This is a genomic window from Marinifilum breve (assembly GCF_003202155.1).
In the GTDB taxonomy this organism is placed as follows: domain Bacteria; phylum Bacteroidota; class Bacteroidia; order Bacteroidales; family Marinifilaceae; genus Marinifilum; species Marinifilum breve.
Genome location: NZ_QFLI01000003.1, coordinates 549,338 through 575,148 on the forward strand (window position 1 = coordinate 549,338; position 25,811 = coordinate 575,148).

General features: G+C 34.7%; 21 protein-coding genes. 10 read left to right on the forward strand and 11 right to left on the reverse strand.

Going from position 1 to position 25,811, the window contains the following annotated elements:
- Window positions 1–130: 130 nt before the first annotated feature.
- Window positions 131–556 carry a hypothetical protein gene (locus DF185_RS09855; RefSeq protein ID WP_110360568.1) on the reverse strand — a complete coding sequence of 142 codons (426 nt, stop codon included), beginning with the start codon at window positions 554–556 and terminating at the stop codon, window positions 131–133.
- 20 nt (window positions 557–576) lie between these two features.
- The gene (locus DF185_RS09860) at window positions 577–1,152 is read right to left on the reverse strand and encodes an RNA polymerase sigma factor (RefSeq protein WP_110360569.1); all 576 of its coding nucleotides are present in this window, start codon (window positions 1,150–1,152) and stop codon (window positions 577–579) included.
- 364 nt (window positions 1,153–1,516) lie between these two features.
- On the opposite strand from DF185_RS09860, the gene DF185_RS09865 reads away from it, so the two are divergent.
- Window positions 1,517–1,852, forward strand: coding sequence for a DUF6249 domain-containing protein (locus DF185_RS09865; protein WP_110360570.1), 336 nt, complete (start codon window positions 1,517–1,519; stop codon window positions 1,850–1,852).
- 73 nt (window positions 1,853–1,925) lie between these two features.
- Here the strand turns inward: DF185_RS09865 and DF185_RS09870 are convergent, their stop codons facing one another.
- Entirely contained in the window at window positions 1,926–3,209 is a 1,284-nt protein-coding gene (locus DF185_RS09870; RefSeq protein ID WP_207784613.1) for a M64 family metallopeptidase, read from the reverse strand.
- A 160-nt stretch (window positions 3,210–3,369) separates the two neighbouring features.
- Between DF185_RS09870 and DF185_RS09875 the strand changes: the two genes are divergently transcribed.
- The 5 genes from DF185_RS09875 (at window position 3,370) to DF185_RS09900 (ending at window position 8,566) form a co-directional block, all read left to right on the forward strand.
- A complete protein-coding gene (locus DF185_RS09875) occupies window positions 3,370–4,608 on the forward strand; it encodes a mechanosensitive ion channel family protein (RefSeq protein WP_110360571.1) in 1,239 nt (412 codons plus the stop codon).
- A gap of 6 nt (window positions 4,609–4,614) precedes the next feature.
- Entirely contained in the window at window positions 4,615–4,908 is a 294-nt protein-coding gene (locus DF185_RS09880; protein WP_110360572.1) for a PQ-loop repeat-containing protein, read from the forward strand.
- Window positions 4,909–4,921: 13 nt separating this feature from the next.
- Window positions 4,922–5,476, forward strand: a complete 555-nt coding sequence (locus DF185_RS09885; protein ID WP_110360573.1) for a chalcone isomerase family protein — start codon at window positions 4,922–4,924, stop codon at window positions 5,474–5,476.
- 255 nt (window positions 5,477–5,731) lie between these two features.
- Window positions 5,732–6,817 (forward strand): 3-oxoacyl-ACP synthase III family protein, encoded by a 1,086-nt coding sequence (locus tag DF185_RS09895; RefSeq protein WP_110360575.1) that lies wholly within the window; start codon window positions 5,732–5,734, stop codon window positions 6,815–6,817.
- Window positions 6,818–7,192: 375 nt separating this feature from the next.
- Window positions 7,193–8,566, forward strand: coding sequence for a 4Fe-4S dicluster domain-containing protein (locus DF185_RS09900; RefSeq protein WP_110360576.1), 1,374 nt, complete (start codon window positions 7,193–7,195; stop codon window positions 8,564–8,566).
- A 45-nt stretch (window positions 8,567–8,611) separates the two neighbouring features.
- Here DF185_RS09900 and DF185_RS09905 read toward each other — a convergent pair whose 3' ends face one another.
- The 5 genes from DF185_RS09905 to DF185_RS09925 all read right to left on the reverse strand — a co-directional run bounded on the left by DF185_RS09905 (window position 8,612) and on the right by DF185_RS09925 (window position 14,795).
- Window positions 8,612–9,472, reverse strand: a complete 861-nt coding sequence (locus DF185_RS09905; protein WP_110360577.1) for a tetratricopeptide repeat protein — start codon at window positions 9,470–9,472, stop codon at window positions 8,612–8,614.
- A gap of 373 nt (window positions 9,473–9,845) precedes the next feature.
- On the reverse strand, window positions 9,846–10,586 hold the full coding sequence (rlmB, locus tag DF185_RS09910) for a 23S rRNA (guanosine(2251)-2'-O)-methyltransferase RlmB (RefSeq protein ID WP_110360578.1): 741 nt from the start codon (window positions 10,584–10,586) through the stop codon (window positions 9,846–9,848).
- A 4-nt stretch (window positions 10,587–10,590) separates the two neighbouring features.
- Complete coding sequence (locus DF185_RS09915; protein WP_110360579.1) at window positions 10,591–11,835, reverse strand: DUF418 domain-containing protein; 1,245 nt, start codon at window positions 11,833–11,835, stop codon at window positions 10,591–10,593.
- A 182-nt stretch (window positions 11,836–12,017) separates the two neighbouring features.
- Window positions 12,018–13,958 (reverse strand): ABC-F family ATP-binding cassette domain-containing protein, encoded by a 1,941-nt coding sequence (locus DF185_RS09920; RefSeq protein ID WP_110360580.1) that lies wholly within the window; start codon window positions 13,956–13,958, stop codon window positions 12,018–12,020.
- A gap of 87 nt (window positions 13,959–14,045) precedes the next feature.
- A complete protein-coding gene (locus DF185_RS09925; RefSeq protein ID WP_110360581.1) occupies window positions 14,046–14,795 on the reverse strand; it encodes an AAA family ATPase in 750 nt (249 codons plus the stop codon).
- A gap of 179 nt (window positions 14,796–14,974) precedes the next feature.
- On the opposite strand from DF185_RS09925, the gene DF185_RS09930 reads away from it, so the two are divergent.
- Window positions 14,975–15,421: an STAS/SEC14 domain-containing protein gene (locus DF185_RS09930; RefSeq protein ID WP_110360582.1), complete on the forward strand. Its 447-nt coding sequence runs from the start codon at window positions 14,975–14,977 to the stop codon at window positions 15,419–15,421.
- A gap of 396 nt (window positions 15,422–15,817) precedes the next feature.
- Here the strand turns inward: DF185_RS09930 and DF185_RS09935 are convergent, their stop codons facing one another.
- The gene (locus tag DF185_RS09935; protein ID WP_110360583.1) at window positions 15,818–16,936 is read right to left on the reverse strand and encodes a glycoside hydrolase family protein; all 1,119 of its coding nucleotides are present in this window, start codon (window positions 16,934–16,936) and stop codon (window positions 15,818–15,820) included.
- Window positions 16,937–17,132: 196 nt separating this feature from the next.
- Between DF185_RS09935 and rlmD the strand changes: the two genes are divergently transcribed.
- Window positions 17,133–18,542 (forward strand): 23S rRNA (uracil(1939)-C(5))-methyltransferase RlmD, encoded by a 1,410-nt coding sequence (gene rlmD / locus DF185_RS09940; RefSeq protein ID WP_110360584.1) that lies wholly within the window; start codon window positions 17,133–17,135, stop codon window positions 18,540–18,542.
- A gap of 59 nt (window positions 18,543–18,601) precedes the next feature.
- Here rlmD and DF185_RS09945 read toward each other — a convergent pair whose 3' ends face one another.
- A complete protein-coding gene (locus DF185_RS09945; RefSeq protein ID WP_110360585.1) occupies window positions 18,602–20,923 on the reverse strand; it encodes a PAS domain S-box protein in 2,322 nt (773 codons plus the stop codon).
- A gap of 379 nt (window positions 20,924–21,302) precedes the next feature.
- On the opposite strand from DF185_RS09945, the gene DF185_RS09950 reads away from it, so the two are divergent.
- Together DF185_RS09950 and DF185_RS09955 are read left to right on the forward strand one after the other, a co-directional pair.
- The gene (locus DF185_RS09950) at window positions 21,303–23,273 is read left to right on the forward strand and encodes an ATP-binding protein (protein WP_110360586.1); all 1,971 of its coding nucleotides are present in this window, start codon (window positions 21,303–21,305) and stop codon (window positions 23,271–23,273) included.
- Between the two features lie 49 nt (window positions 23,274–23,322).
- Entirely contained in the window at window positions 23,323–23,784 is a 462-nt protein-coding gene (locus DF185_RS09955; RefSeq protein ID WP_110360587.1) for a pyridoxamine 5'-phosphate oxidase family protein, read from the forward strand.
- A gap of 127 nt (window positions 23,785–23,911) precedes the next feature.
- Here DF185_RS09955 and DF185_RS09960 read toward each other — a convergent pair whose 3' ends face one another.
- On the reverse strand, window positions 23,912–25,354 hold the full coding sequence (locus DF185_RS09960) for an MATE family efflux transporter (protein WP_110360588.1): 1,443 nt from the start codon (window positions 25,352–25,354) through the stop codon (window positions 23,912–23,914).
- Between the last annotated feature and the right edge of the window lie 457 nt (window positions 25,355–25,811).

Genomic DNA, 25,811 nt, shown 5'->3' on the forward strand with positions numbered 1-25,811 from the left:
TTCCAAGCGGAGTGGGTTTTTTTATTGTCATTGCATCTGCAGTTGTATAAAAAAACTGCCCTTCGAATGAAGAGCAGCTTATCGTCAAAAAAATTATTGAAATACCGGTTGGCACCGGCTGTGTTTGAACTTACCTATATTGAATAAACTTATTCACAATTCTATCGAAGGCTGCCAAAGAAGCCATGGCTACTACAACAATATAAACAATTACAGGAATCTTCGACAAGCTAACAAAAACGCCATTTAATAATTGATTAATAGGTGTTAAGAATAATTTATCCAGTTGCGCAAAAAATGGATGCTCTAAACCGCTAACCAAGGTTCTTACATCGGTTCCAAGCAATATTATTGCTAGTACTACTATTAAGCCAATAATTCCTAGCCATTGCTTTCTTGACCTTGTTTGTTTTACTTCAATTGGTTTTGCCAACCAATCTTGCATCACATCATCCATTACCTTGTTGGTAAACCTATCTGATGGTTCTTCCAACTCCACATCTTTCATCAAATCTTTAATGAATTCGTCTTTATAGATATCTTCTTGCTTGTTCATGGTTTTCTATTTTTAGAAATCTATAATATTGTTTTTAGCTCTCCGTGTAAAATTGTTTCCAGTTGGGAATACAATTTTTTTCGTGCACGATGCAGCTTTACTTTCACATTTGACTGGCTTAATCCGGTAACTTCACAAACTTCGTCTACCGAATTTTCTTCCAGATAAAATAGAGTTAATAACGTCCTGTCTTCAGCATTCATCTGTTGCAATGCCTTCGTTAAGTAATTTTTTCTTTCATCCGAACGAAGCTCTTGCAATGTCGATTGAGTCGATTTTATATTTACAGATGCCGAATAATCTTCATCAATAGAGCTTACATCAAGCTTTTTTTTTCTCAATCGAGATATTGCTGTATTGTAGATGATTCTATACACCCAAGTTGAAAATTTAGCATCTCCTTTATAGGTATCCAATGCTTGATAAGCCTTCAAGAAAGCATCTTGAGCAACCTCTTCGGCATCTTCACGATTTCCCATTAACTGCAAAGCTACATTAAAAGCCATTTTCTTGTATTTATCAACAAGAACAGCATATGCACCAGGATCTCCTTCCTTTATTTTCGCAATATAATAGCTATCTCTTTTTAATGCCATATAAAATCAAACTTTCAACTCTCAACAAAATCTCATCAATTAAAAAGACAATTCTTTATTGAAAAATGTTGCTTCAAAATCAAAATTTAAACTTTTATTGAATCATCTGTAACTTAGACGCACAAGTATTCGGTTCGGTTACAGGCTATAGAAAATAAGTTCAACATTTCTTTTTTTTAACTCAATACATGCAATTTAAGGCAATGATTTCCATATAAATAATTTATCACGTTAAAACTTTCTTAAAATTTTTTGTAACCGATTTAAAAAAGGTTGCGTCATAAAGTTGAAAGCAAAAATCAATAAGCGATTTTAGTTTTGAAATAATAAATAAAATTGAAGTTTAACCTTAAAATCACATAATATGGAATGGACAGGTATTGTAGCAATTATTTCTTTCTTTTCATTTATCCCAATAATTATTTTCTTGGTACACAGACATAAAGAAAGAAAAGCATTAATCGAAAAAGGTATGGATATTAGTTTATTACAAGGAGAAAAAAAGTGTAGCACACTTGAAAGTTTAAAGTATGGCATTTTATTAATTGGATTGGCAGCAGGAATCCTAATTGGTAACATTCTGGATGCCTACACAAGATTAAACGAAGAAGTTGCTTACTTTTCAATGATCTTCTTATTTGGTGGATTGGCTCTGTTAATTTTTTACAGCATTGCCAAAAAGCAACAAGAAACTGAATAGTTTGAATAATTTACCCCAAACAAAAAATGCGCTTCGAATTGAAGCGCATTTTTTTATATCAAAACATTACCTACTATTTACCTATATGAAATAGAATCACCTTTTCGGCTGCTCTTTCACAAACAGGGCAAAAGTGTTTCTCATTGTTCGATTTCATTTTACAATCCTGAACTGGAGAGTAAATCCCTTTTGCCATATAGCCTCCTCCTTCAAACACTCCTAATGTTTTTTCATATTCAGATGTTCGTGGTGTTGGTACTGGAGTTGACTCATCCAACATGTCTTTCCATTTCGAGTCAAAATCAACCATAGTTGTAATGTTTGGTTCCCATGGCTCAACCTCCAGATTGTAAAAGCCATCGTAAGCCACTGTTGAATTGTAATACTCATCTCCAAGGCCAACAAATCCATGTCCAAATTCATGACTTGACACTTCATAGCTTAGCTGGTGATCAGCCGAACAACTTGAATAATAGTTGTAAAAACCACCTCCTCCATAACGATCGGTATTAATCAACACAAAAATCTGATCGTAAGGTACATTTGCACTAATATCGTGCAATGCTTTAATATCAAACGTCGTTAAGTATCGAGGTACATCGAAGGTGTAAAATGTAGTATTTACGGCCGTATTCTTATAAATATTCTCTCCTGGAACATCAGTTCCTGATTCTTCCGATGCAGATTCCAAGGCATAAATATTGAAGTTTTCTGCATACTTATCAAAGGGAGGAACATCCAACAGATAACCTGTAACTCTTTTTACATCTGCTCTAAATTTTTCCATTTCTTCAGGTGTATACCCTTCTGCAATAAAAGCGATATCCACACTTTTATCAGAACTCCCTTTACCCATAAGTTTGGTATAAGGAACTGCCATTGGCTTTTCTCTGCCAATGAAATAATTCGTAGGATCAATTGTATATTCCCAAATTTGCTCCATGCTTCCATCCCATTTTCTTGATTCTAACACAAATCGAGCTTTATTTTTGGGATACGGCATCACATTTACCTGATAGAATGCTTTCTTCAATTCCTTAGCCTCAGCAGTTGTTTGCCACTCCTGAAACAGAGAATTAAAACCTTTAGAATAAATCAATTCTCCCGATTCAACATCATACAATTTGAATGCAAAAGTTCCATATCCAAATTTATCCACAAGATTTACTGTACTTCCTCCCCAGTGAGGTTCCTCTTTTAACTCCTTTAAAAATACGGTTTGAGATTTTGCATCACCTCCCATCAAATAGTCAATTCGAAGGGTTTTATTTTCGAAGTATTTTTCAAATTTATTTTGTGCATTGCAAAAAGTACTTAGTGCAATAAACATCAAAATTAGTAATGGTTTTAGGTTCATTTTACGATTGTTTAAGTTGAAGTGATAAAAGTACGAATAATTAAGGATGAGAATTAACCATTAATTACAAGATTTTTGATAATAAAAGATTCACATTTTTCTTTTCCTAATCGAAATAGATATCTTAGATTTTTAATTCACACACAAATTTAATTCGACCATGAAAGAACTATTAGGCATTCAATTAAAGAACTGGCTAATCAACGAAGGCATTTCAGAATATTGGGCTGTTTTACTACAATCAGTCATTGCAGCAGTTGTTGTAATTCTTATCGCTTGGTTATCTGATTATATTGCCAAAAAGATCTTAATCGCGTTTATCACCAGGGTTGTTCGAAAAACCAAAACCCACTGGGATGATATCCTGTTAGAACGCAAAGTTTTTAATAAGATCTCACATTTTGCACCAGCAATAATTATCTATTCAAGTGCAAGTTTAATTGATCATGAAAGCTGGAGTAATCTTATTGAAAATGGAGCATATGTCTACATGGTTGTCCTTGCAATTATGCTTCTTGATACTTTCTTAAGTGCTAGTAACGATATTTACAACACAATGCCGGTTAGCAAAACACGACCGATTAAAGGATATATACAAATTGTAAAAATATTCTTTTATGCTTTGGGAATTATTGCGATAATCGCTGTTTTGTTCGATAAGAATCCATTAACAATTATTGCCGGAATGGGTGCATTCGCGGCTGTTATCCTGTTAATTTTCAAGGATACGATCTTAGGTTTTGTAGCTTCCATTCAGCTATCGGCCAATAAAATGGTGAATATTGGAGATTGGATTACCATGCCATCGAAAGGAGCAGATGGAACTGTAATTGATATCAGTTTAAATACTGTAAAAGTTCAAAACTGGGATAAAACAATCAGTACAATTCCAACATATGCCTTGGTTTCCGAATCATTCAACAATTGGAAAGGAATGGAAGAATCGGGAGGTAGAAGAATTAAAAGACACTTAAATATCGATGTTAAATCCATTCATTTTCTTTCTGAAGAAGACATCAATAAGTTTGAACAAATCAATTTGATTCAAGATTATATGAAAGAAAAGAAAGAAGAAATTCAAGCTTCTAATCCCGAAGGTGAGATTCCTGTAAATCAAAGAAGACTCACAAATGTTGGAACATTCAGAAAATACATTGAATCATATCTTCAGAATCATCCTAAAATTCATAAGAATATGACTTTTCTTGTGCGTCAATTACAACCATCTGAAAAGGGTTTACCAATTGAGATATATGTATTTTCTAACGATCAGGCTTGGGCGAACTATGAAGCCATTCAGGCCGATATTTTCGATCACATTTTTGCGATTGTACCTGAATTCAATTTAAAAGTCTTCCAGAATCCTACTGGTGATGATTTTCAAAAATTAATGAACTAATTATAAATGAAGAGTATCTTAAAAAAGCTCGATTTTTTCGAGTCCTTGGGCTGGTTTGGTAATATCATCCTCAGCATTGGAGTGATTCCGCAAGTTGTTCAAACGTGGAAAACACATGATGTTGATAGTTTTAACTGGCCCTTTCTGCTAATGTGGGCTTTTGGTGTGCTGTTTACTTTTATCTATATTGTGAACGGTGATTTAAAAACAGATAAAAGACAATATCCACTTTGGTTAAACTATATGGTGAACATTGTGGCAACTTTTTATCTCTGTTATGCCAAACTGATTTATTCTTAAAGTTAATATTGATATGAAGAAGTTATTTACCCTTTTACTTATACTTTGCTGTTTTAACTCATTTGCACAAACTAAGGTTGGCGGAGTTGAATTGCCATCTGAAATAATGGTGAAAGAGACCAAGTTACAATTGCAAGGAGCTGGTACCAGAGTTAAACTTTGGATGGATATGTATGCAATGGGATTGTATTTGGAAAGTAAAACCAATGATGCATCACAAATCATTAATGCTGACAAAAGCATGGGCATTCGTCTTGAAATTATTTCGGGCTTAATTACGGCCGAAAAAATGGAGAAAGCCACAAGAGATGGATTTAAAAATTCAACCAAAAACAACACCAAACCAATTGATTCCAGAATAAATGATTTCCTATCAGTATTTTTAAGCGGTGTAGAAAAAAAAGATGTGTTTGAGTTTGTTTACAATCCTTCAGAAGGAAGTTTGATTTATAAAAATGGTGAACTTAAAAAGGAGATTGAAGGATTGGATTTTAAAAAAGCTCTTTTTGGCATTTGGCTTTGTAATAAACCTGCTGATAAAAACTTAAAAGAAGATCTGCTTAAATAGAATCAAAAAAGAATAGTAAAGGAGTGATTTTTAGATCACTCTTTTTTTATTGCATAAAAATTGAAATTGCTTTCTAAATAAAAATTTAGAAGATGCAGTTCAAAAAAAAACTTTATCTTAGCGCCCACACCAAACTTATTATCCCTAGGGATAAACACTTTTATTACAAATCTTTCGGACTTTAGAAATCTGTTTCTTGAGAAGATATTTTGCACCCTAAATTTGCGTGCATTTTGTGAAACAAAAACAATGACAATGAGTACCAAGAGATTTTCTAAAATTGTAGGTTCAGGTAGTTATCTACCGAGTATAGAAGTTAAAAACTCACACTTTTTGAACCATGATTTTTTTGAACCCAACGGACAAAAAATTGAAACTCCAAACGAGGAAATAATTGAAAAATTCCGTGAAATTACCGGAATTGAGGAAAGAAAATATGCTACGGATGAGCAGCAAGCATCGGATTTGGCTTATTTGGCTGCAAAAGATGCATTAGACTCGTCGAACATCGATAAAGAAAGTATTGATTATATTCTGGTTGCGCACAACTATGGTGATATAAAACCAAATTCAACTTTAACAAGTCAACTTCCATGTTTGGCTGCGAAAGTGAAAAACCTACTGCAAATTGAAAACCCAAGATGTATTGCTTACGATATTCTATTTGGATGTCCTGGTTGGGTTCAGTTAATGATTCAAGCCAACTATTACATCAAATCGGGAGATGCCAACAGAGTGTTGGTAATTGGTGCAGAAACACTATCACGTGTTTGTGATCCACATGACAGAGATAGTATGATTTATTCCGATGGAGCCGGCGCCACTATTTTGGAAGCTAGTGAATCGGAAGAAGAAACTGGAATTCTATCTCATGCAATGAGAACCGACACCAAAGATCAGGCATATTTTTTAAGAACAGACATTTCGGACAATGCTGATTTTGAAGGAAACAGCAACAGCCATTTCATTAAAATGTATGGTCGTAAAATTTACGAATACGCAATTACCAACGTACCTGGAGTTGTAAAGGAAAGTATCGATAAAGCAGGTTTGGATATCAAAGACATTAAGAAAATTCTGATACACCAGGCAAATGAGAAAATGGACGAAGCCATTGGTAAACGTTTGTTCAGGTTGTACAAAGAAAGAGAGGTGCCGGAAGATATCATGCCAATTATTCTTCAAAAAATGGGTAACAATTCTGTGGCCACCGTTCCTGTTCTTTACGATCAAATTGCAAAAGGGACTTTAAATGGTCACACTTTAAATCCAGGTGACTATGTTGTGTTTGCTTCTGTTGGTGCGGGAATGAACATTAACTCTTTTGTATATAAAGTGTAAATGGAACTTTAAATGTTAAAATTTTAATCTTTTTAATAAAGATTTATCTAAATGTGTTGGATTCAAAAATAATTTTTCTAAATTAGCAGGGCTGAATCTGATAGAGGCTAGAAAATTAAAGGGATTGAGGAGAATAAGATATTATCAGATTTGATTTTGGAATTGCATTCTAACCCTAAAATTACTATACAATATTACCCGAATTAACACTTGTTGGTTCGGGTAATTTTTTGCTCCATTTTAAATTGTGATTTAAAATGCATAAGTGTACAATTGATCATTTTAAGATTCAAGTGCAGAGAAAGAATCCAAATTAGATCAGCTAAATGGATTCCCTAAAAAAATCCTTTATCTTTCTGCTCTAAGCCTAATCAAATGAACCCAATTTACCAAATATCACTTCTTACCTGTCTGATTTTTTCAATTATTCTGTTTGCAGGTTTACTTTACGCATGCATTGTTTTTTATCAGGAAAAGGAGAGAAGAGCTGGATTCAGAGCTCTCTTACTTGCTTTACTACTCCCACCTATTTACCTGATTACATGGCATTACAACTGGGAAGTTGTAGCTCTCATCCTTACAGCCGATCTTTTGATTACTGGAATTCTGTTTTTTATTCCTTTTGGCAATAAGAAAAACATCACCGATGATTTTCCTCAAACACAAATTGATGAAAGAGATATCATGTTTTCACGCAATGAACTGAAAGAAAACACTGAAAGATACGATGAATATTATTCTAAAAATCCAGACAAATTAAAACTGGATAATGAGTTTAGAAAAGAACCCGGATTAACTGCAGAGAAATCCATTTTCTTTAATGAACTGGCATACAAGGCTGCCAATGCCAGCTTTTATACGGTTGATCAATTTCATCAAGCTGTAGATGGTGATATCAATCCCACAAAATCCAGTATATCAAAAAGCGAATTAAGTAAGTTTATAAAGGATTGGAGCCGAAAACTAGGGGCTTTAAAAGTAGGAATTACTGAATTGAAAGATTATCATTTTTATTCTCATAAAGGAAGAGGCAATGAATATGGAGATCCTATTAAGAGTAATCATTCACATGCCATTGCCTTTACTGTTGAAATGAACCAGGAGATGGTTGCTGCTGCTCCACAATCCTCCATTGTAATGGAATCGGCACAACAATATTTAGAAGCTGGACGAATTGCAGTTCAATTGGCACAATTCGTAAGAAGCCTGGGATTTTCTGCCAGAGCTCATATCGATGGGAATTACCAAATTGTTTGCCCTTTGGTTGCTCGAGATGCAGGTCTGGGTGAAATAGGCAGAATGGGTTTACTAATGACTCCTAAAGAAGGTCCACGAGTAAGATTGGGAGTGGTTACCACAGAATTTAAACTGGATACTGATAAGAGAACAAAGGACAATGCGATGCTTGATTTCTGTTTGCAATGTAAGAAATGTGCAGAGGTTTGTCCGAGTAAATCCATATCATTTGATGATCCAAAACTTGTAAATGGAATTAAAAGGTGGCAAATTAATTCGGAATCCTGCTTTACCTATTGGTGCAAAGCTGGCACCGATTGCGGCCGTTGCATGGCTTGTTGTCCTTACTCTCATCCCAATAATTTACTGCACAATTTCATTCGCTTGGGAATTAAAAAATCTGCTCTATTCAGAATTCTGGCCGTTCACTTGGATGATTTCTTTTATGGAAGGAAACCAAAATCTGCAGATCTTCCTGGTTGGATTCCAAAAAACGAAAAGGCGCAGAAATAAAATTCCTACGCCTTAACAAATGATCGTTGAGTTAAAAATCTTTATTTATTGATACTGCTTAGCAGTATTATATTCCTGGCATTTTTTGTACAAATTGTAAAGAGCATTCTTCACGTTCTTGCTTGGTTTCGCCTTGTATGCAACAAGAAGCATTGGTTCTACCTCGCGCATTTTTTTTCTGTATTTAATCAGCTTCTGTTTGCATTTTTGGTAATCATCATCAGTAGGTTTTGCTATTGATTCATATGATTTTATTGCCTTATCAAATTCTGCATTCACCTTTAAAAATAGAATCATACCCAAGTTCATATTTGAGTTGGCATCATCTGGTTTTAATTCAATTGCTTTGCGATATTCAGCTTTAGCACTTTCTATATCTTTTAGTTTCTGATACGAAACCGCTTTAAAGTAATGATACTTGTGATTGGTTGGATACCACTCAATCAATTCATCACAAACAGGCAGAAGTTTCTCAAACTGTTTAGAATTCATATACAGATAAGCCAAGCTTTTAACGGCCTTTCTGTACTCATGAGGCATGTTTTTCTTTTTAGCCAACAGAACAAATTCCTGCCCACCTACATCTTTCTCTGATTTATAAATGGCTAAACATTTTGAGTAAAAACTTGGTCCTGGCGTTCCCATTTCCATGGCTTTACGGTAATTCTTTTTTGCCTCCTCTATATTTCCTAATTCTTCCTGACAAACCCCAATATACCCAAAGGCCCATGATCTTTGCATTTCGTCACCAATACCACTATCCACCAATTTCTGATAATCGGCTAAAGCCTCTTGATAGTTCTTTTCGAAAAACTTACTATTTGCTTTATTTAATTCGCTGTCAAAATCTTGTGCATACAGCAAAACAGAAAATAAAGCCAAAATGCTTGTAAATATTACTTTCATAATCAATTTCTTTTATTGTCTCCTATTAGTTTGACGTCCAAATAGGTCTTTAGGGTGAATGATTATTCAAATTTAGACATAAAAAAAAGCAGAAAGTTTATTTCTGCTTAAAATATATAATCTGATAATTCTCTTTTCCATTAATATAAACATCGTGAGTTCTATATATTATAAATATCTTCTGAGGAAAACGTCTATACGTTCTATTTAAAACGTCTAAAGGTTTTTAAAGAATCGTCTATACGTTTATGCCAAAACCTTTAGACATTTTGGAGAGACAAAAATACCATCTAATTATCAACAACTTACAAATTCAAAAAAAAGGTGTAAAAACAATGTTCTTACACCTTAATATATTATCGAATATTTAGTTCTATTTTCTTTGTCTTACAGCCTCGTAAACCATTAATGATGCCGCAACCGATACATTCAGTGATTCAATCTGCCCAAGAATTGGCACTTTTACCTTTTCATCAGCCAGGCGAAGTAATGCCTCATCGATACCTGTATCTTCCGACCCCATGATAATTGCTGTTGCCAAAGTTAAATCAGCTTCTGTATAAAACTTCTCAGCCTTCTCGGTCGAAGCTACGATACGGATTCCTTCCTTTTTCAAGTTACGTACAAGAGTTTTTAGGTTCTGTACACGACAAACCGGAATTTGATACAATGCTCCAGCTGAAGTTTTAATTGAATCAGGAGTAATTTTAGCCGAATTCTTAAATGGGATAATAATCGCATCAACCCCAGCACACTCTGCAGAACGAGCAATTGCACCAAAGTTTCTAACATCGGTAATCTGATCCAAAATCAAGATTAAAGGAGTTCTACCTTCAGCCATAATTTGTGGCACAACATCTTCAACTTCCTGGTAAGCAATAGGTGCAATTAAGGTAACAACACCTTGGTTGTTTTTCTGGTTTAGTGAATTAATCTTCTCAGCAGGAACAAACTGATACTCGATTGATTCATCACGAATTAAATCAAATAAATCCTGATACAAACGACCAGTTAATCCTTTACGAATTAATACTTTTTCAATTTCTTTACCACTTCTAATCGCTTCCATTGTTGCTCTAATACCGAACAACATTTCCTGTTTCTGTTTAGCCATTTATCTAATTGCTTGATTTTACATTTAATGTCAGTTGCGGTTTTTCCTTATAGGTTAGGTAGCGCCACAACCATTCCAATGGTCCCATCCTGTAATACTTCAACCATATATAAGATGAAGTCATTTGAAAAATCCAGATGCCAAGCATCCAAAATAGCAACTCAAACCTGCTGAACTCACCGAACAATCCAAATCCGTAACTGTAAAAAATGATGGAACAAATTACGGATTGGCAAAGGTAGTTTGTAAAAGCCAATCGACCAACTGCTTCGAAAGCTTTCGTTAAAAATTTCAACAGATTTAATTGATATACCAAAATGATTAAGCCAATGTAGCCTAGAGAAGTAAAAATGCTGGAAAAATAATTGTACTGATATCCATATTTGAAATAATGTACTACTTCCCATCTGTTTTGAGCCATTTCCTGAACTCCATAATTGGAAATAAATCCACCTATTCCTATCCCTAAAACAGCCATTACTGCATAAAACAGTTTGGATTTTTTTGCCGATAAGATTCCTTGATTTAGAAGTACCATCCCGAGCAACATCATGCCTGTTGTCCGCCATACCGAAAGCATAAAGAATCCACCTACCTGATAATTCATGTTTAACTGAACCCTTTTCACAAAGATATCAAACCATGAGCCATGTTGATACAGATCAATTTCTGATGATAATAACTCTGCCGAAGGTAAAAATTCAGCCATTGACTCTTCCATCATTTTTTCAGGCATGGTATCAAACATACTTCCAATAGCATAAAAGAAAAGCATAGGAACCATGTAAAGAAATACAGCAAGAACTAACTTCCATACATCCTTCATTTTACGGAGCAGCACTACAATTAAACCAATAATTGAATAGGCAACCAGAATATCGCCAAACCAAATTAAATAAGCGTGAATCATTCCAAAAAGAAGAAGCCACATCATTCTTCTGATATGAATTTTTGATCCATCAATACCCTTTTCGGCCAATCGATTCACAAACAATAGGATTCCAGCTCCAAACAGAATGGAGAAAATACTCATGAATTTTAACTCGGCAAAAACATGAACCAGCCAATAAGAAAAACTTTCCAATTCACTCATTTCTCCCAACACCAAAGGGTTGGCAAATGATGCGTTTGGCAATGCAAAAAGCTGAATATTAATAAATAGAATTCCTAATAGTGCGAAGCCTCGCAAAATATCGAGCGAATGAATTCTTTCTTTTAGCGCAGTTGGGGCAGCATGTGTGGTTTGCATTTTTTCTTTCTAAGATAAGAAGAATGAGTTTCACACAAAAAAATTAACCACAAAGACACACAAAGGTTTTTCACAAAGGTCCACGAAATACAAGAATATCTTTTATGACCTCCTGTAGTCAAACTATTTTAATGAACAACTCTCGCAACTTTATACTTTATACTTTATACTTTATACTTAAACTACTCCCCTCTCTCAGCAATCAATTCCTCTAATTGCTCATTGAATTCTTCCCAGGACATCATCTCATTTTCAAGATCTTTCTTGGCATCCTCATATTTGGTAAAAAGAGATTGATCTTGCATTTTCTCAGGATTAGAAAGCAAGTCTTCCATTTCAGCAATTTGTTCCTCAAACTTGGCTATGTTTTCCTCAGCCTTAGCCACATTTCGTTCCATTTTGGTGATCTTCTTGCTTAGCTCTTTTCGCTCAAGGTAATTCAGCTTATTCTCAGATGGAGCTTCTTCAACTTTCTCTTGAACAATTGCTTTTTTCACTTCCAACTCTTGAAGAGTTTCCATGCGTTTAGCCCTTAAGAAGTCATAAATACCTCCCAAGTGTTCTTTAATTTTTTTATTGCCAAACTCATAAACTTTCGAAGCCAAACCATCCAAAAATTCACGGTCGTGAGAAACAACAATTACCGTTCCTTCGAACTGTGACAATGCCTCTTTTAGCACATCCTTCGATTTCATATCCAAATGGTTGGTAGGCTCATCGAGCACCAATAAATTCACAGGTTCCAAAAGCAAGCGAATCATCGCCAATCGAGATCTTTCTCCTCCTGACAGTACCTTTACTTTCTTATCAACCTCCTCACCTCGAAACATAAACGCACCAAGAATATCTCTGATTTTGGTTCTCACATCGCCAACGGCAACATCATCAATGGTATCAAAAACCGTTTTATTTTCATCTAAAAGTTGAGCTTGGTTCTGAGCAAAATATCCAATTTTAACATTATGCCCAAGCTTACAAATACCAGAGTATTCTAACTCGCCCATTAAGACTTTTACAAGAGTTGATTTTCCTTCCCCATTCTTTCCTACAAAAGCAAGCTTCTCTCCTCTTTCAATTACAAACTCCAGTTCGCTAAGCACCAAATGATCGCCATAGGCTTTACTCAAGTTTTTGGCTTCGCAAACCAAATCACCAGAACGTGGAGCTGGTGGGAATTTCAGATTTAGTTTAGACATATCTTCCTCATCCACCTCAATTCTATCAAGCTTTTCGAGTTGCTTAATTCTAGACTGAACCTGAACTGCCTTTGTAGCCTTATACCTGAATCTTTCAATAAAATCCTCGGTATCCTTAATCATTTTTTGCTGATTGATATAGGCTTTCATCTGCTGTTCTCTGCGCTCGGCATGCAAAACAACATACTCCGAATATGGAACTTTGTAATCGTATATTTTCCCAACCGAAATCTCAACAGTTCTGTTGGTGATATTATCCAAAAATGCACGGTCGTGCGATACCAATACAACGGCACCAGGATACACTTTTAAGAAATCCTCTAACCACTGAATTGACTCAATATCCAAGTGGTTTGTAGGCTCATCCAAAAGAAAAACATCCGGACGGCGCAAAAGAATTTTAGCCAATTCGATACGCATTCTCCAACCACCACTAAATTCGTTGGTCTGACGAGTGAAATCGCTACGCAAGAAACCAAGTCCCAATAGGGTTTTCTCAGCTTCAGCATCAACATTTTCACCACCCATCATGTGGTAACGGTCGTTTTTATCGCTTAATCGATTAATCAGCTTCATATAATCTTCCGATTCATAATCGGTACGCTCTGCGATTTCAGCATTAATTTTTGCGATCTCTTTTTCAAGACCCAATACCTCTTCGAAAGCAGTAAGTGCTTCCTCCATTACTGTTCTGCCATCAAAATGGTTCATTTGCTGTGGCAGGTAACCAATCTTAATCTCAGAAGGAATAGAAACATTCCCCTTTGTAGCTCCCTGTAATCCCGCAAAAATCTTAAGCAAAGTTGATTTTCCCGCTCCATTTTTTCCAACAAGACCAATTCTGTCTCGCGAATTCACAAGAAAACTTACCTCTTTGAAAAGAGTAAAACCACCAAATTCAACTGTAAGATTATTTATAGAGATCATATTAATTCCTTTTTTAAGATGTGGCGACAAAAATAATGAAGAATGAGCAATTAGTAATGAATAATTATTAATTGCTCTTCAGAAATTCTAATTCGATAACTGCTCACTGTTCACAGATATCTTTTCACTGATCACTGCTTTTTTCAACATTTCAGACTGAATGATATTCTCCTTTACTTCAGTCATTACGATATTTTCAGCTTCAGCAAAAGAAATATCATAAACACGAATTACTTTAGCATACTCTTCAGGGAAACGAGCCAATAGTTTGTCATACAATCGATCAAGATCTTGTCTTTTAGGATTTTGAAACTCCATTTTCAATTCGAATCTGCGAATCAAAGCCTCATCAATCATATCAATTTGATTGGTTGCTGCAATCATTACAGAATTCTTTGGCAAGTGATCCATCATTTGAATCATACCATTCACAACACGTTTCATCTCGCTACTATCCGTGTTGTCATAGTTTCGTTCCTTTCCCAAAGAATCAAACTCATCGAAAAACAAAACCGCCTCTTGCGTTTCAATCATTTTAAAAGCCGATGCAATATTTCTCGAGGTCTCTCCTAATTTTGAAGAAATAATATTCCCCAGGTTTATTGTTTTGATTTTCTTATTCAATTTATTGGCAATTGCCTTTGCTGTCATGGTTTTACCACATCCCGATTTTCCGTATAGCAATATCTTATTGACAACCGGCAATCCATACTTTGTAAGAATTTCAACATGTTCATATTCTCTTAAAAACTGAGAAATCTGCGAAAAAAGTTGTTCGTCAAAAACAACGTCATTCATGTCAACTTTTCCGTTGTTGGGTATAAACAGGTGATTCATGCTTAAATATTGTGTTTGCTGTATTTTGTTGTTGTTTATTTAATGTTGCAAACTTAGTATTTTATCCTTAATCATAAGCAAGGTCATTTTGAGAGTTTTGCAAAAGAATTACATTTGCGAACTATTTTTCATCAATGAACTCTATAAGAGGGTAAATGTGTTACTAGAGGGGGAAGGTAATGAGCAATATTAGATATTCATATTTGAAAAAAGAAAAGCAATTGGTTATTGCTTGTAATGCTAAGAAAGTAGATCCAGAAATCTTAGTTTCCGAATTTAAATCCATGTTCGAAAACTTGAAACTTGATTCGCCTGTTGATATTCTTATAGATATTAAAGATCTTAACCTAATAGCATCTATTGAAGACAATAAGCTTTATACTAACTTTTTTCTGAAAGAGAAGATACATGTTAATGCCAAAAAAATTGCCGTTTTAGCTGATACTCCTTCTCAGGTAGTACAAACCATGCTACTTTTCGAAGGAGTAAAACATTTAGGTATTGCCATTAAAGTTTTTAATTCTGAAAAGACTGCTTTAGATTGGATCAATTCAAAATGTCAACACAAGAGGAAATTACAAATCCATCAAGTTTTATCAAAGCTAACACACAAAAAAGCATCATAAAAAAGGAGAACTTTAAATTGTTCTCCTTTACTTTTTATTGGCTCTGTATAATTTATAATGGTAGTTTATAAAATTATCTAGCTTATAAATTAAAGAATCATTTCTACTTTGTTCGAGCTGAATTGATGGGCATTGGAAGGACAAGCTTCTTATCCGCAGAAAATATTTAGAGAGACGGGGAAGCTGAGAACTTGTTCGATGATCACCCCGCCGAACTTAATATTTTCAAGTAGAAGGTAGTTTGTGCTTACGCGCCCTAGATTTTTTGCTTACTTTTTGATCAATGCAAAAAGTAAGAGCCATGCGGCTTGAGCAAAGTAAAGTTAAAGAATCATAGGATAATGTTTTCAATTAATAATTGATTTAGTAACCCACTATCTTCCAAATAGAACCTTTTTATTTCTCTTTCGAATAATCTTTAAAAATCGCCTTTTCGAATTCTATCCAATGTTCGTTAGTCATCCTATCAGATGTAAACAAACAAATTCCTGTTGCACCATTCACCATCGATTCACGAATGGCTTCTCCAATCTCATCTGGCAGTAATCCATGATTCTCAGGATCTGCTTCTTTTGTTTTTGAACCTGGATTTGGACAAATAAACAAACCACTATAAACAGAACGTTCTCCATTTAAACTTTCAACAGACTCCTTACACATTTTACCAATCCACTCAGTTCCCTCCAAATAGAAATCATTATAATTCATTGGCAAAAAAGCATCCAAATTCCATTGATTCCATTCCTGACGAACCATTTTTACTGCATGTGAATATGGTCCAGGAAATACTGCCGCTGTAATATCTTTACCTTGAGCATGAACATCTTCAACCAATCGATTAACGATTTTTGTTATCAAATCCTGACGAAACTTTTTCCACTCTTGCAATTCTCTTGCCTTAGCCTGATCGGTTATTTCGACACCTGTTTTTTCCTTAAAATCAGCCTTACACTTATCGCAATAGCAATAATCAAAATCAGGATATTCCTTATCCATTACCAATCCGTACTTATCCCACAATCCTTTTGCAAGAATTACATCAGGGAAACGAATATAATCCAAATGCACACCATCAACCTCTGGCAATCGAGCAATAGTTACATATAAGTTTGAAAGATATTTATATACCTCCTCCTTATTCGGACACAAGAAAGTATAATGATCGACATAGGCCGGTTTATCGTAGGCTGATTCTCCGTTTCCATTTACGGCATACAATTCTTTGGGAATATTTTTATCTCTGCCTTGAACCATTGTTGGTATCCAAGTATGAAATTCCAGCCCCACCTCTTTGGCAATCTTCCCCACACGTTGATATACCGCAGGATCATGACCTCCGTTATACATCAAACCATCAATACCTTTTTCCTTTAAATCAGTAAATTTTTGTAAAATTTGGGCATCGCTTGCTTCGCCCGGACCACCAAGCCATGCAAAACATGGCACTTTAGTTGACTGTTGCGTACCGCACGACACCAACAACAACAAACTGATAACAGCAAGTAGCTTGTTCATAGTTAAATTATAAATAAGATTTGTGGCTTTGGAATACTTGCTAAAGATAACAAATTAAAGTAAGAAGTATTTAGATAGAGTATCAGGAAATGTAATACGACTTTTTGACCATTCAACTTTTTGACTTTTTGACTATTCGGCTTTTCGACTATTCGACTTTTTATATCTTTGTGCCCAAATTAAAAATATACGACAAGTGGGAAGAAGAAGAAACAGAAAACCCCTTCTGCAAAACATTAAAATTGAGAAGTTAGCCGCCGAAGGAAAGGCCATCGCAAAAGTGGATGAAAAAGTATTGTTTGTAACAAACGTAATTCCTGGCGATGTAGTGGATGTACAGGTTACCAAAAAACGCAAAAGTTATATGGAAGGTAATCCTGTTTTCTTTCACGAACATTCTCCATTAAAAAAAGATGCCTTTTGTGAGCACTTTGGTGTTTGTGGTGGATGTAAGTGGCAAAACCTGCCATACGAAGAACAATTAAAGTTCAAGCAACAAGAGGTAATCGACAATTTGGAAAGAATTGGTAAAGTTGAATTACCTGAAGTGAATGACATTTTAGCATCAGCTAAAACTGAATTCTATCGTAACAAATTGGAGTATACCTTCTCTAGCAAGAGATATTTAACCAACGAAGAAATTGCCAGTGGCGAAGATTTAAATCGTACACCAGCTGTAGGTTTCCACGTTCCTCGATTATTCGATAAAATTGTTGACATCAACAAATGTCACCTACAACCCGAACCATCGAATGCCATTCGCTTGGCGATTAAAGATTTCGCTTTTGCCAACGATCTTAGCTTTTTCGACATTCGTAACCATGAAGGGTTTTTAAGAACATTAATTATCAGAACTGCATCTACAGGTGAGAATATGGTAATTGTTACTTTCTACCACGAAGATGTGGAAAAGAGAGAAGCACTATTGAATCATTTGGTTGAAAAATTCCCTGAAATCACATCTTTAATGTATGTGATCAACGAAAAAGCGAATGATACCATTACCGATCAGGAAGTAGTATTGTTTAAAGGACGCGATCATATCTTCGAGCAAATGGAAGATTTGAAGTTTAAAATTGGTCCAAAATCATTCTACCAAACCAATTCCGATCAAGCTTACGAATTGTATTGCAAAACACGCGAATTTGCTGAACTTACAGGCGACGAAGTGGTTTACGACTTGTACACAGGAACGGGAACCATTGCTAATTTCGTAGCCAAACAAGCCAAGCAGGTAATTGGTATCGAATATGTACCAGAAGCCATCGAAGATGCTAAGGTAAACTCTGAAATTAACGGAATAGACAATACAAAATTCTTTGCTGGCGACATGAAAAATGTACTAACAAAAGAATTTATCGAACTTCATGGTCAACCTGATACCATGATTGTTGATCCGCCACGTGCAGGAATGCATGCTGATGTTGTAGAAACCATTCTGCACGCAGCACCAAAACGCATTGTATACGTAAGCTGTAACTCGGCAACTCAAGCTCGCGATTTAGCACTAATGGACGAAGCTTACAAAGTAACCAAAGTACAAGCTGTAGACATGTTCCCACACACTCATCATGTGGAAAATATTGTGCAGTTGGAGAAACGTTAAGTTTTTCATCCTTAAAATATAAAAAGCTCGCAGAGGTATTCTTTGCGAGCTTTATATGCTTATTTAACAATACTTTTAGGAATTGTAAAACTAAATTTTGAACCTCTCCCAACATCCGACTCAACCCACAATTCACCTCCCAATAGCTCTACAATACCTTTCGAAATAGATAATCCCAATCCTATTCCTCCATGTTGTCTAATAAGATGATTTTCGATCTGTCTAAAACGGTTAAAAATAACCTTCTGATGCTCTGGAGATATTCCAATTCCTGTATCTTGCACATAAAAAAGAACACTATCTTTTAGACTTTCACAACCAATTAAAACCTCCCCTTCTTCTGTAAATTTAATGGCATTACGAATCAAATTATTTAAAACCTGCAACAATTTGCCTTTATCAGTATGTATTTCAAAATTTGGGTTAAACATGTAATCCAACTTTATACTTAACTTCTTTTTTTCAGCCTCAACAGTATGAAGACTCTTTAGCCCAGATAAAAATGGATCAAGATAAATGCTTTCTACATTTATCTGTAATTTCTTTGCCTCCAGCAATGAAGCATCTAATATATCATCCATGATACTCATTAGCTGATTTCCACAATCTTTTATTATTGAACCATATTCTTTTCGCTCTTCATCAGTTAAATTAACATCACCAATAAAATCGGTAAATCCAAGCAAGCCATTTAGTGGGGTTCTAACTTCATGGCTAAGATTAGCAAGGAAAGCAGTTTTAAGTCTGTCATTTTCTTCTGCCTTAAGCAAGGCATGTGTTAGTTTAGCTTCAATTTGTTTTTTTTCAGTAATATCTAATGCAACTTTTAAATATCCTATTATACTATTTTCGTCGTTAAACACAGGTGAAATGGAAGCTGACTCCCAGTAATAACTGGAATCTTTCCGCTTGTTATAAAATTCTCCTTCCCACTTTTCACCTGATGATATCTTTTGCCACAAATCTTTGTAAACAATAGCTGATTGTTTGCCAGATTTTAAAATCCTTGAATTTTTTCCTATCAGCTCATCAATATCATATCCAGTCACTTTGCAAAATATCGGATTCACATATTCTATCTCACCATCTATGTTTGTTATTACTATTGATGCTGGACTTTGCTCAACCGCATTTGATAGTTTGGTTAATTTAAGTAAGTTCTTATTTCTCTCAGTTACATCCCGTATTACAGAGTGTAACAGTTCTTTTCCATCAACCATTACAACTCCAGATGAAATTTCAACATCTTTAATTTCTCCCGATGCAATTCGATGTTTCGCTTTAAAAATCGTTTTTGAGTTCGTTTTGGCTTTCTCAATATTATCCCAAACTGTGACTTTTCCTGCAATATTTAAATCCCAAATATTAAGAGTTAAGAGTTCTCTTTTTGTATAGCCATAAAACTCACAAGCGCTGTCGTTCACATCTTTTATCAACCCATTTTCTGGCGACACAAGCATCATTACAGAAGAACTACCGTAAAAAATATTCTTGTATCTATTCTCCACCTCACTTAACTTCTCCTTTAATTTTACCTGATCGGTTAAATCTACCGCTGAAACCGCAAATTCCTCTTCACTTAACGGAAATGAATCCACATAAATGAATTTCCCAATATCCGAATGATAAGAGTAAAAATTGGTATTCTTAAAATCATTAGTCACCGAATTGAAATAATCAATCCACTCAGGTTCTGTATTCGGAAACAATTCCAACAAAGTCTTACCAATCGCTTTATCTTTTGTAATTTCTATAAATTTTTCGTTTGCCGGATTCATATCCTTATAGAGTAAATCCACCAATTCGCCAGATTTATTCTTAATCGTTTCAAAAATAGCTATAGCTGATGTTGAAGTCGAAAAAAGTGTTTTGTACTTCATTTCACTTCTCAACAATTGCTCTACAAGTTTCTGATTTTCTATTTTATACTCCTCCAAAAAGAACTTATTCATTTCTTCCTGATACAATACTCTCAAATCAGACTCGATAATCTTTCGGAATTCTGCCAACAAGCATCTTGTAGCTGCATTGAATTTCATTTCCTCCTCATTTGCTGCACATAAAACTCCAAACAAATCTCCATTTGAAAACTTAATAGGATATCCAAAGTAATTTTTTTTACCTGGATTTTTAAGTACCAATTCTTCAGAACAAATTTCTTTATCTGTTGCTACTTTTTTTTCTTGAATTAAATATTCTTTAAGCTCTAATATTAACTCTTCATTGCATGAATCACTTTCTATTAAAAGTTCGATATTTGATTCTTTTATCTGAGCGATAATTAAATTCGTAATATTAAACGTCTTTGAAATGAGATTCAATACATCTTGCCATTTGTTTAAAATGCTACTTGAAATCTTATAATTTACAACTTCAGACATAATTTTCAATTCAATTTAAGTGTAGAATACATAGTCAAATAATAATTAAAGTAAATTCTATAACTAAACATAGACTTTAATTAAATTACACAGCCCCTATAATCTGATGATATTCTTAATTTTAAGAATATCATCAGATACATAAAATTAAATAAAAATACTTCTAACACAAACAGTAATCAAAAATAAAATCAACACTCAATTTTCATTTACTCATATGGATTTAATTAAACATGTCATGTTTATCAAAATATCGTATCCCATTTGATTAATAAGGGGCAGCTTGCTTTTCTATATTTTGTTGATTATATTGAGGTTACAATCTGCACTTATCACTCTATACTACTATAAGGAAAATTAACCAATCAACCACCCACACATGAAAGGATTGAAATTTCAAACACGACTAATACTAGGCTTTTCAACCATACTTTTATTTAGTTTCATTATTGGCATTATTGCATTCATTGAAATTAAAACCATCAGTAAAAATACAGAGTCTATCTATCGCCACCCTTTAACGGTAAGTAATTCTGTTCGTGACATTAACATTAGTATTAACGCCATTCACCGATCTATGAAAGATGTTGTTTTGGCAAAAAATATAGAAGAGTTATATGAATCAATTTTATTAGTCAACAAACACGATCGCCAGGTTTATACCTCATTTAAACTTGTAAAAGAACGTTTCCTTGGTGATAAGGAGGTGGTAAATGATGCTTATGCCGCCTATCGCGATTGGGAAAAAATCAGAAATGAGGTAATCATGCTAAAAAAAGGCGGTCACGACGAACGAGCTGCTGATATTACCAGAGGTCGAGGTGCTTTTCATGTAAATCTTTTGTTCGAGAAAACCAAAATTCTTACCGATTTCGCACAAAATAAAGCGGATGAATTCTATCATAACACCATTGAGTCAGGAGAAAAAAGTATTGCTATTCTAATCACGAGTATCTCCTTAATTCTATTGATTAGTTTGGTTACGGCTGTTTGGCTATCAAAAAGTATTTCCAGACCTATTCATAATTTCATAGAAGAAATTAGTACAATATTCACAAATCAAGATGATTTAATTGATAACGTTCAAAACAAAAGTGAACAGGAAATTCTTGGAATTACATCAAAAAAGCTGCGATCAGCATATCAAAAACTAAACGATTTTAACAAAGAACTCGATCAAAAGATTGAACAGCGTACATCGGAGTTAAAAGACGCAAAGGAAATGGCAGAAGAAAGTGAGCAATTAAAATCTGCTTTCCTGGCAAATATGTCTCACGAAATCAGAACTCCATTAAATTCCATACTGGGATTTTCGGAATTCCTAAAAAAAGACAATCTGCCTAAAGAGAAGAAAGAGTTGTATCTGAACATGATTGATAATGGAGGACAAAGACTGCTTACCATCATCTCCGATATTGTTGACATTTCGAAAATTGAATCCAATCAATTCTCACTTAGCTATGAAATCACTATGCTTAACGAAATCATGGATAATTTAGAACGACAATTTGCAATAATTACTAATAAAAAAGGCATAGAACTTAAAGCTGTAAAATCCCTCGATGATTACTCAAGTTTTATTTCAACAGATATTACCAGGCTCTCACAAGTCATTTCAAACCTATTAGAAAATTCTATAAAATTCACCGATAAAGGAACAATCGAATTTGGATATCAGGTAAACAAGAACAAGTTACTATTCCATGTCCGAGACACAGGCATTGGCATTCCAAAAGAATTCCACCATTTAATATTCGAAAGGTTCCGTCAAACCGATACACAAGAATCAAAACTGCATACGGGAACAGGTTTAGGACTTTCCATTGCAAGAGGAATCGTAGAGTTATTTGGAGGTGACATTTGGGTTGAATCGGAAGAAGGAACAGGAGCTTGTTTTTATTTTGAACTTCCTTACCTTCCTACTGCCTCATCGCAAGTGGATAAGAAAATCAAAACAGAAGAATTATTTTTACATACCAACGGAAAAACCATTTTGGTGGTAGAAGATGAACCGTCTAACTTTATCTATATCCGTGATTTATTAAGTGAATTCAACTATAGTGTAATTCATGCTAAAAATGGCCAGGATGCTGTTGATATCATTAACACTAAAATAGACATTGATTTAATCCTGATGGACATTAAAATGCCTGTTATGAATGGGCTACAAGCTACTAGAGAAATTAGGAAAACGAATAAAAAAGTTCCTGTTATTGCTCAAACCGCTTATGCCATGTTGGAAGATAAAAGACAAGCTCTCAATGCTGGTTGCAATGATTATTTGGCGAAACCAATTACCTTTCAGGCCTTCTCTGAAATTGTACAAAAACATTTAAGTCATAACAATTGATCAGATTTATATTTTGTAGGTTTATAGAGTAAATAAACCACACCCATTTATGAGACGAAAAGAACGAGAAATAAATGATAGAGATCTCATTATTGAAACTCTAAAAAAATCGAATACTTGCCGACTGGCAATACACGACTCGCCTTATCCATACATTGTAGCCTTAAATTATGGCTACGTAAATAATGCTTTGTTTATTCACTGTGCAAAAGAGGGTAAGAAAATTGATCTTCTCAAACAAAACAACAAGGTTGGCTTTCAAATAAATTTTGGAAGTGAATTAATAAAGCATTCAGAATCCTGTCAGTGGACTACAAAATACAGGTCACTAATGGGAGTTGGAGAAGTTGAAATCATTGAGGATTTTGAACAGAAAAGCCAAGGTTTGGATGTTATTATGAAGCATGCTGGAAAATCGGACAATTCCTATCACCCAAGAGCTGTTGAAAAGGTATTGATCCTAAAAGTGAATATCATGGACATATCTGGAAAGCAAGCCGGAGAGTGGTAACGAAACTACAATTTACAAGATCCAAATCCCAAGTTTTAAAAAGACGCTGACAGGTTCTTTGAACGCTGTCAGGCCTTTATCCTTTATCCTTTATCCTTTATCCTTTATCCTTTATCCTTTATCCTTTTTAAACTTTTTTCAACTTCCACCTTCCTGTTTTAAACCAATACAGGGCGGTTAAAGTTAAAACAGCTTCCGCAATAATAATTGCATAAAATACTCCTTTTTGATCCCAACCAAATTGAATTGCCAACAGGTAAGCAACAGGAATTTCAACAATCCAAAAACTAATCAAGTTTAATAAGGTTGGCGTTTGCGTGTCGCCTGCCCCATTTATTGAGTTTAGCAAAACCATTCCCATTCCGTAGAAAATAAATCCACAACTAATAATTTTTAGTGCTTGAATTCCATTTACTAAGATCCCTTGATCATCAGTAAACAACTCAATAAAATATGCTGGGAACAAAAAGAATACAACTCCTATCAATCCCAGAAACACTACATTAATTCTTCCTGCAGCCCACACCGATTTTTCTGCACGTTCTGACTGATTGGCACCTAAGTTTTGACCAACCAAAGTAGCTGCGGCATTGCTCAAACCCCAGGATGGTAATAAAATGAATATCAAAATACGGATTGCAATGGTATAACCTGCAATGGCAGCACTACCAAACTCAGCCATAATCCTCATCAAACCAATCCAGCTTGATGTTGCAATAATGTTCTGCCCTATTCCTCCTAACGACAATTTAATCAGTTTCTTTATGGTTTTCCATTTCAAGGTGAAATGCTCTATCTTGATGTGTATCTTACCACTTCCTTTAAACAACAAAACAAACTGATAAACCACAGCCAAACCTCTACCAATACTAGTTGCAATTGCAGCACCTTCAACGCCCATAGCAGGAATTGGACCTAGACCAAAAATCAATAATGGATCCAGAATAATGTTTAAACAGTTGGCAATAATCAACACTCGCATAGATAGTGCAGCATCTCCAGCTGATCGAAATATCGCATTGTTAATAAACAGCAACATGATAATCATGTTACTGCCCAAAATAATGCTTGCATACCCCGACATCTCATTCACAATGGTAGCATTTGCGCCCATTAGTCGCAGCAAGTCTTTCGAAAAGAAAATTCCAACTACTGCGATAAAAAATGAGGCTATCGCTCCTGTTAGAATGGCCTGACTTGAGACTTTTGCAGCTTTCTCGAACTTTTTTTCTCCAACTCTTCGGGCTACCAAAGCTGTTGTCGCCATCGATAAACCAAACCCTATGGCATATACAATGGTTGTTATCGATTCAGTAATCCCTACAGTTGCAACTGCATCATCGCCGAGTTGGGATACAAATAAAATATCCGCTATAGCAAAAACCGATTCAAAAATCATTTCCAATACCATTGGTATTGCCAGCATAAATAAGGCTTTCCCAATTCTTCCATTGGTATAATCTTTTTCTTCTCCTGATAAGGATTCCTTAATCATATTAAACAATTGCCTTCCTCGGTCAATTGCCTTTACTCGTAAAAATTTCTCTTTTAAATTGCTATTATAGTGCATTTTCGTTTTCGCTTTTGATGATGAATTAAACTCTTTATTTTTCCTTCTGTCTTGAAACAATTATTTGCTTCAACTTTCACGAGCTCCGCAAATGGGGCACAATAATTCATAGGTGTGTTCATAATTTTTCCTCCATTAAAATTTTAGGTATATAAAAATTGTATCGGGCGGCCTACGCCTCCGTTACTTCTGATTAATAATGTCTATAGAATAAGGAAAGCTTAAGCTGTTTAGCTCAGATAATTACAAGGTGTATTTGTGACAATTTTATTCATAGCTTTCCTCCGTTTTTTGCGTGAGTATCACAAATATAAATCAATTTATTTAATTCCCAACAAAATATTTTCTTGTTACAAACTGAATACCAGCTAAAAATTTGAATTGAAGCTAACAAATGTTCTTTTTTATGCTCCGAAATTTCCGTAGTATTGAGGTCTAGCAACAAACCAAATAAATC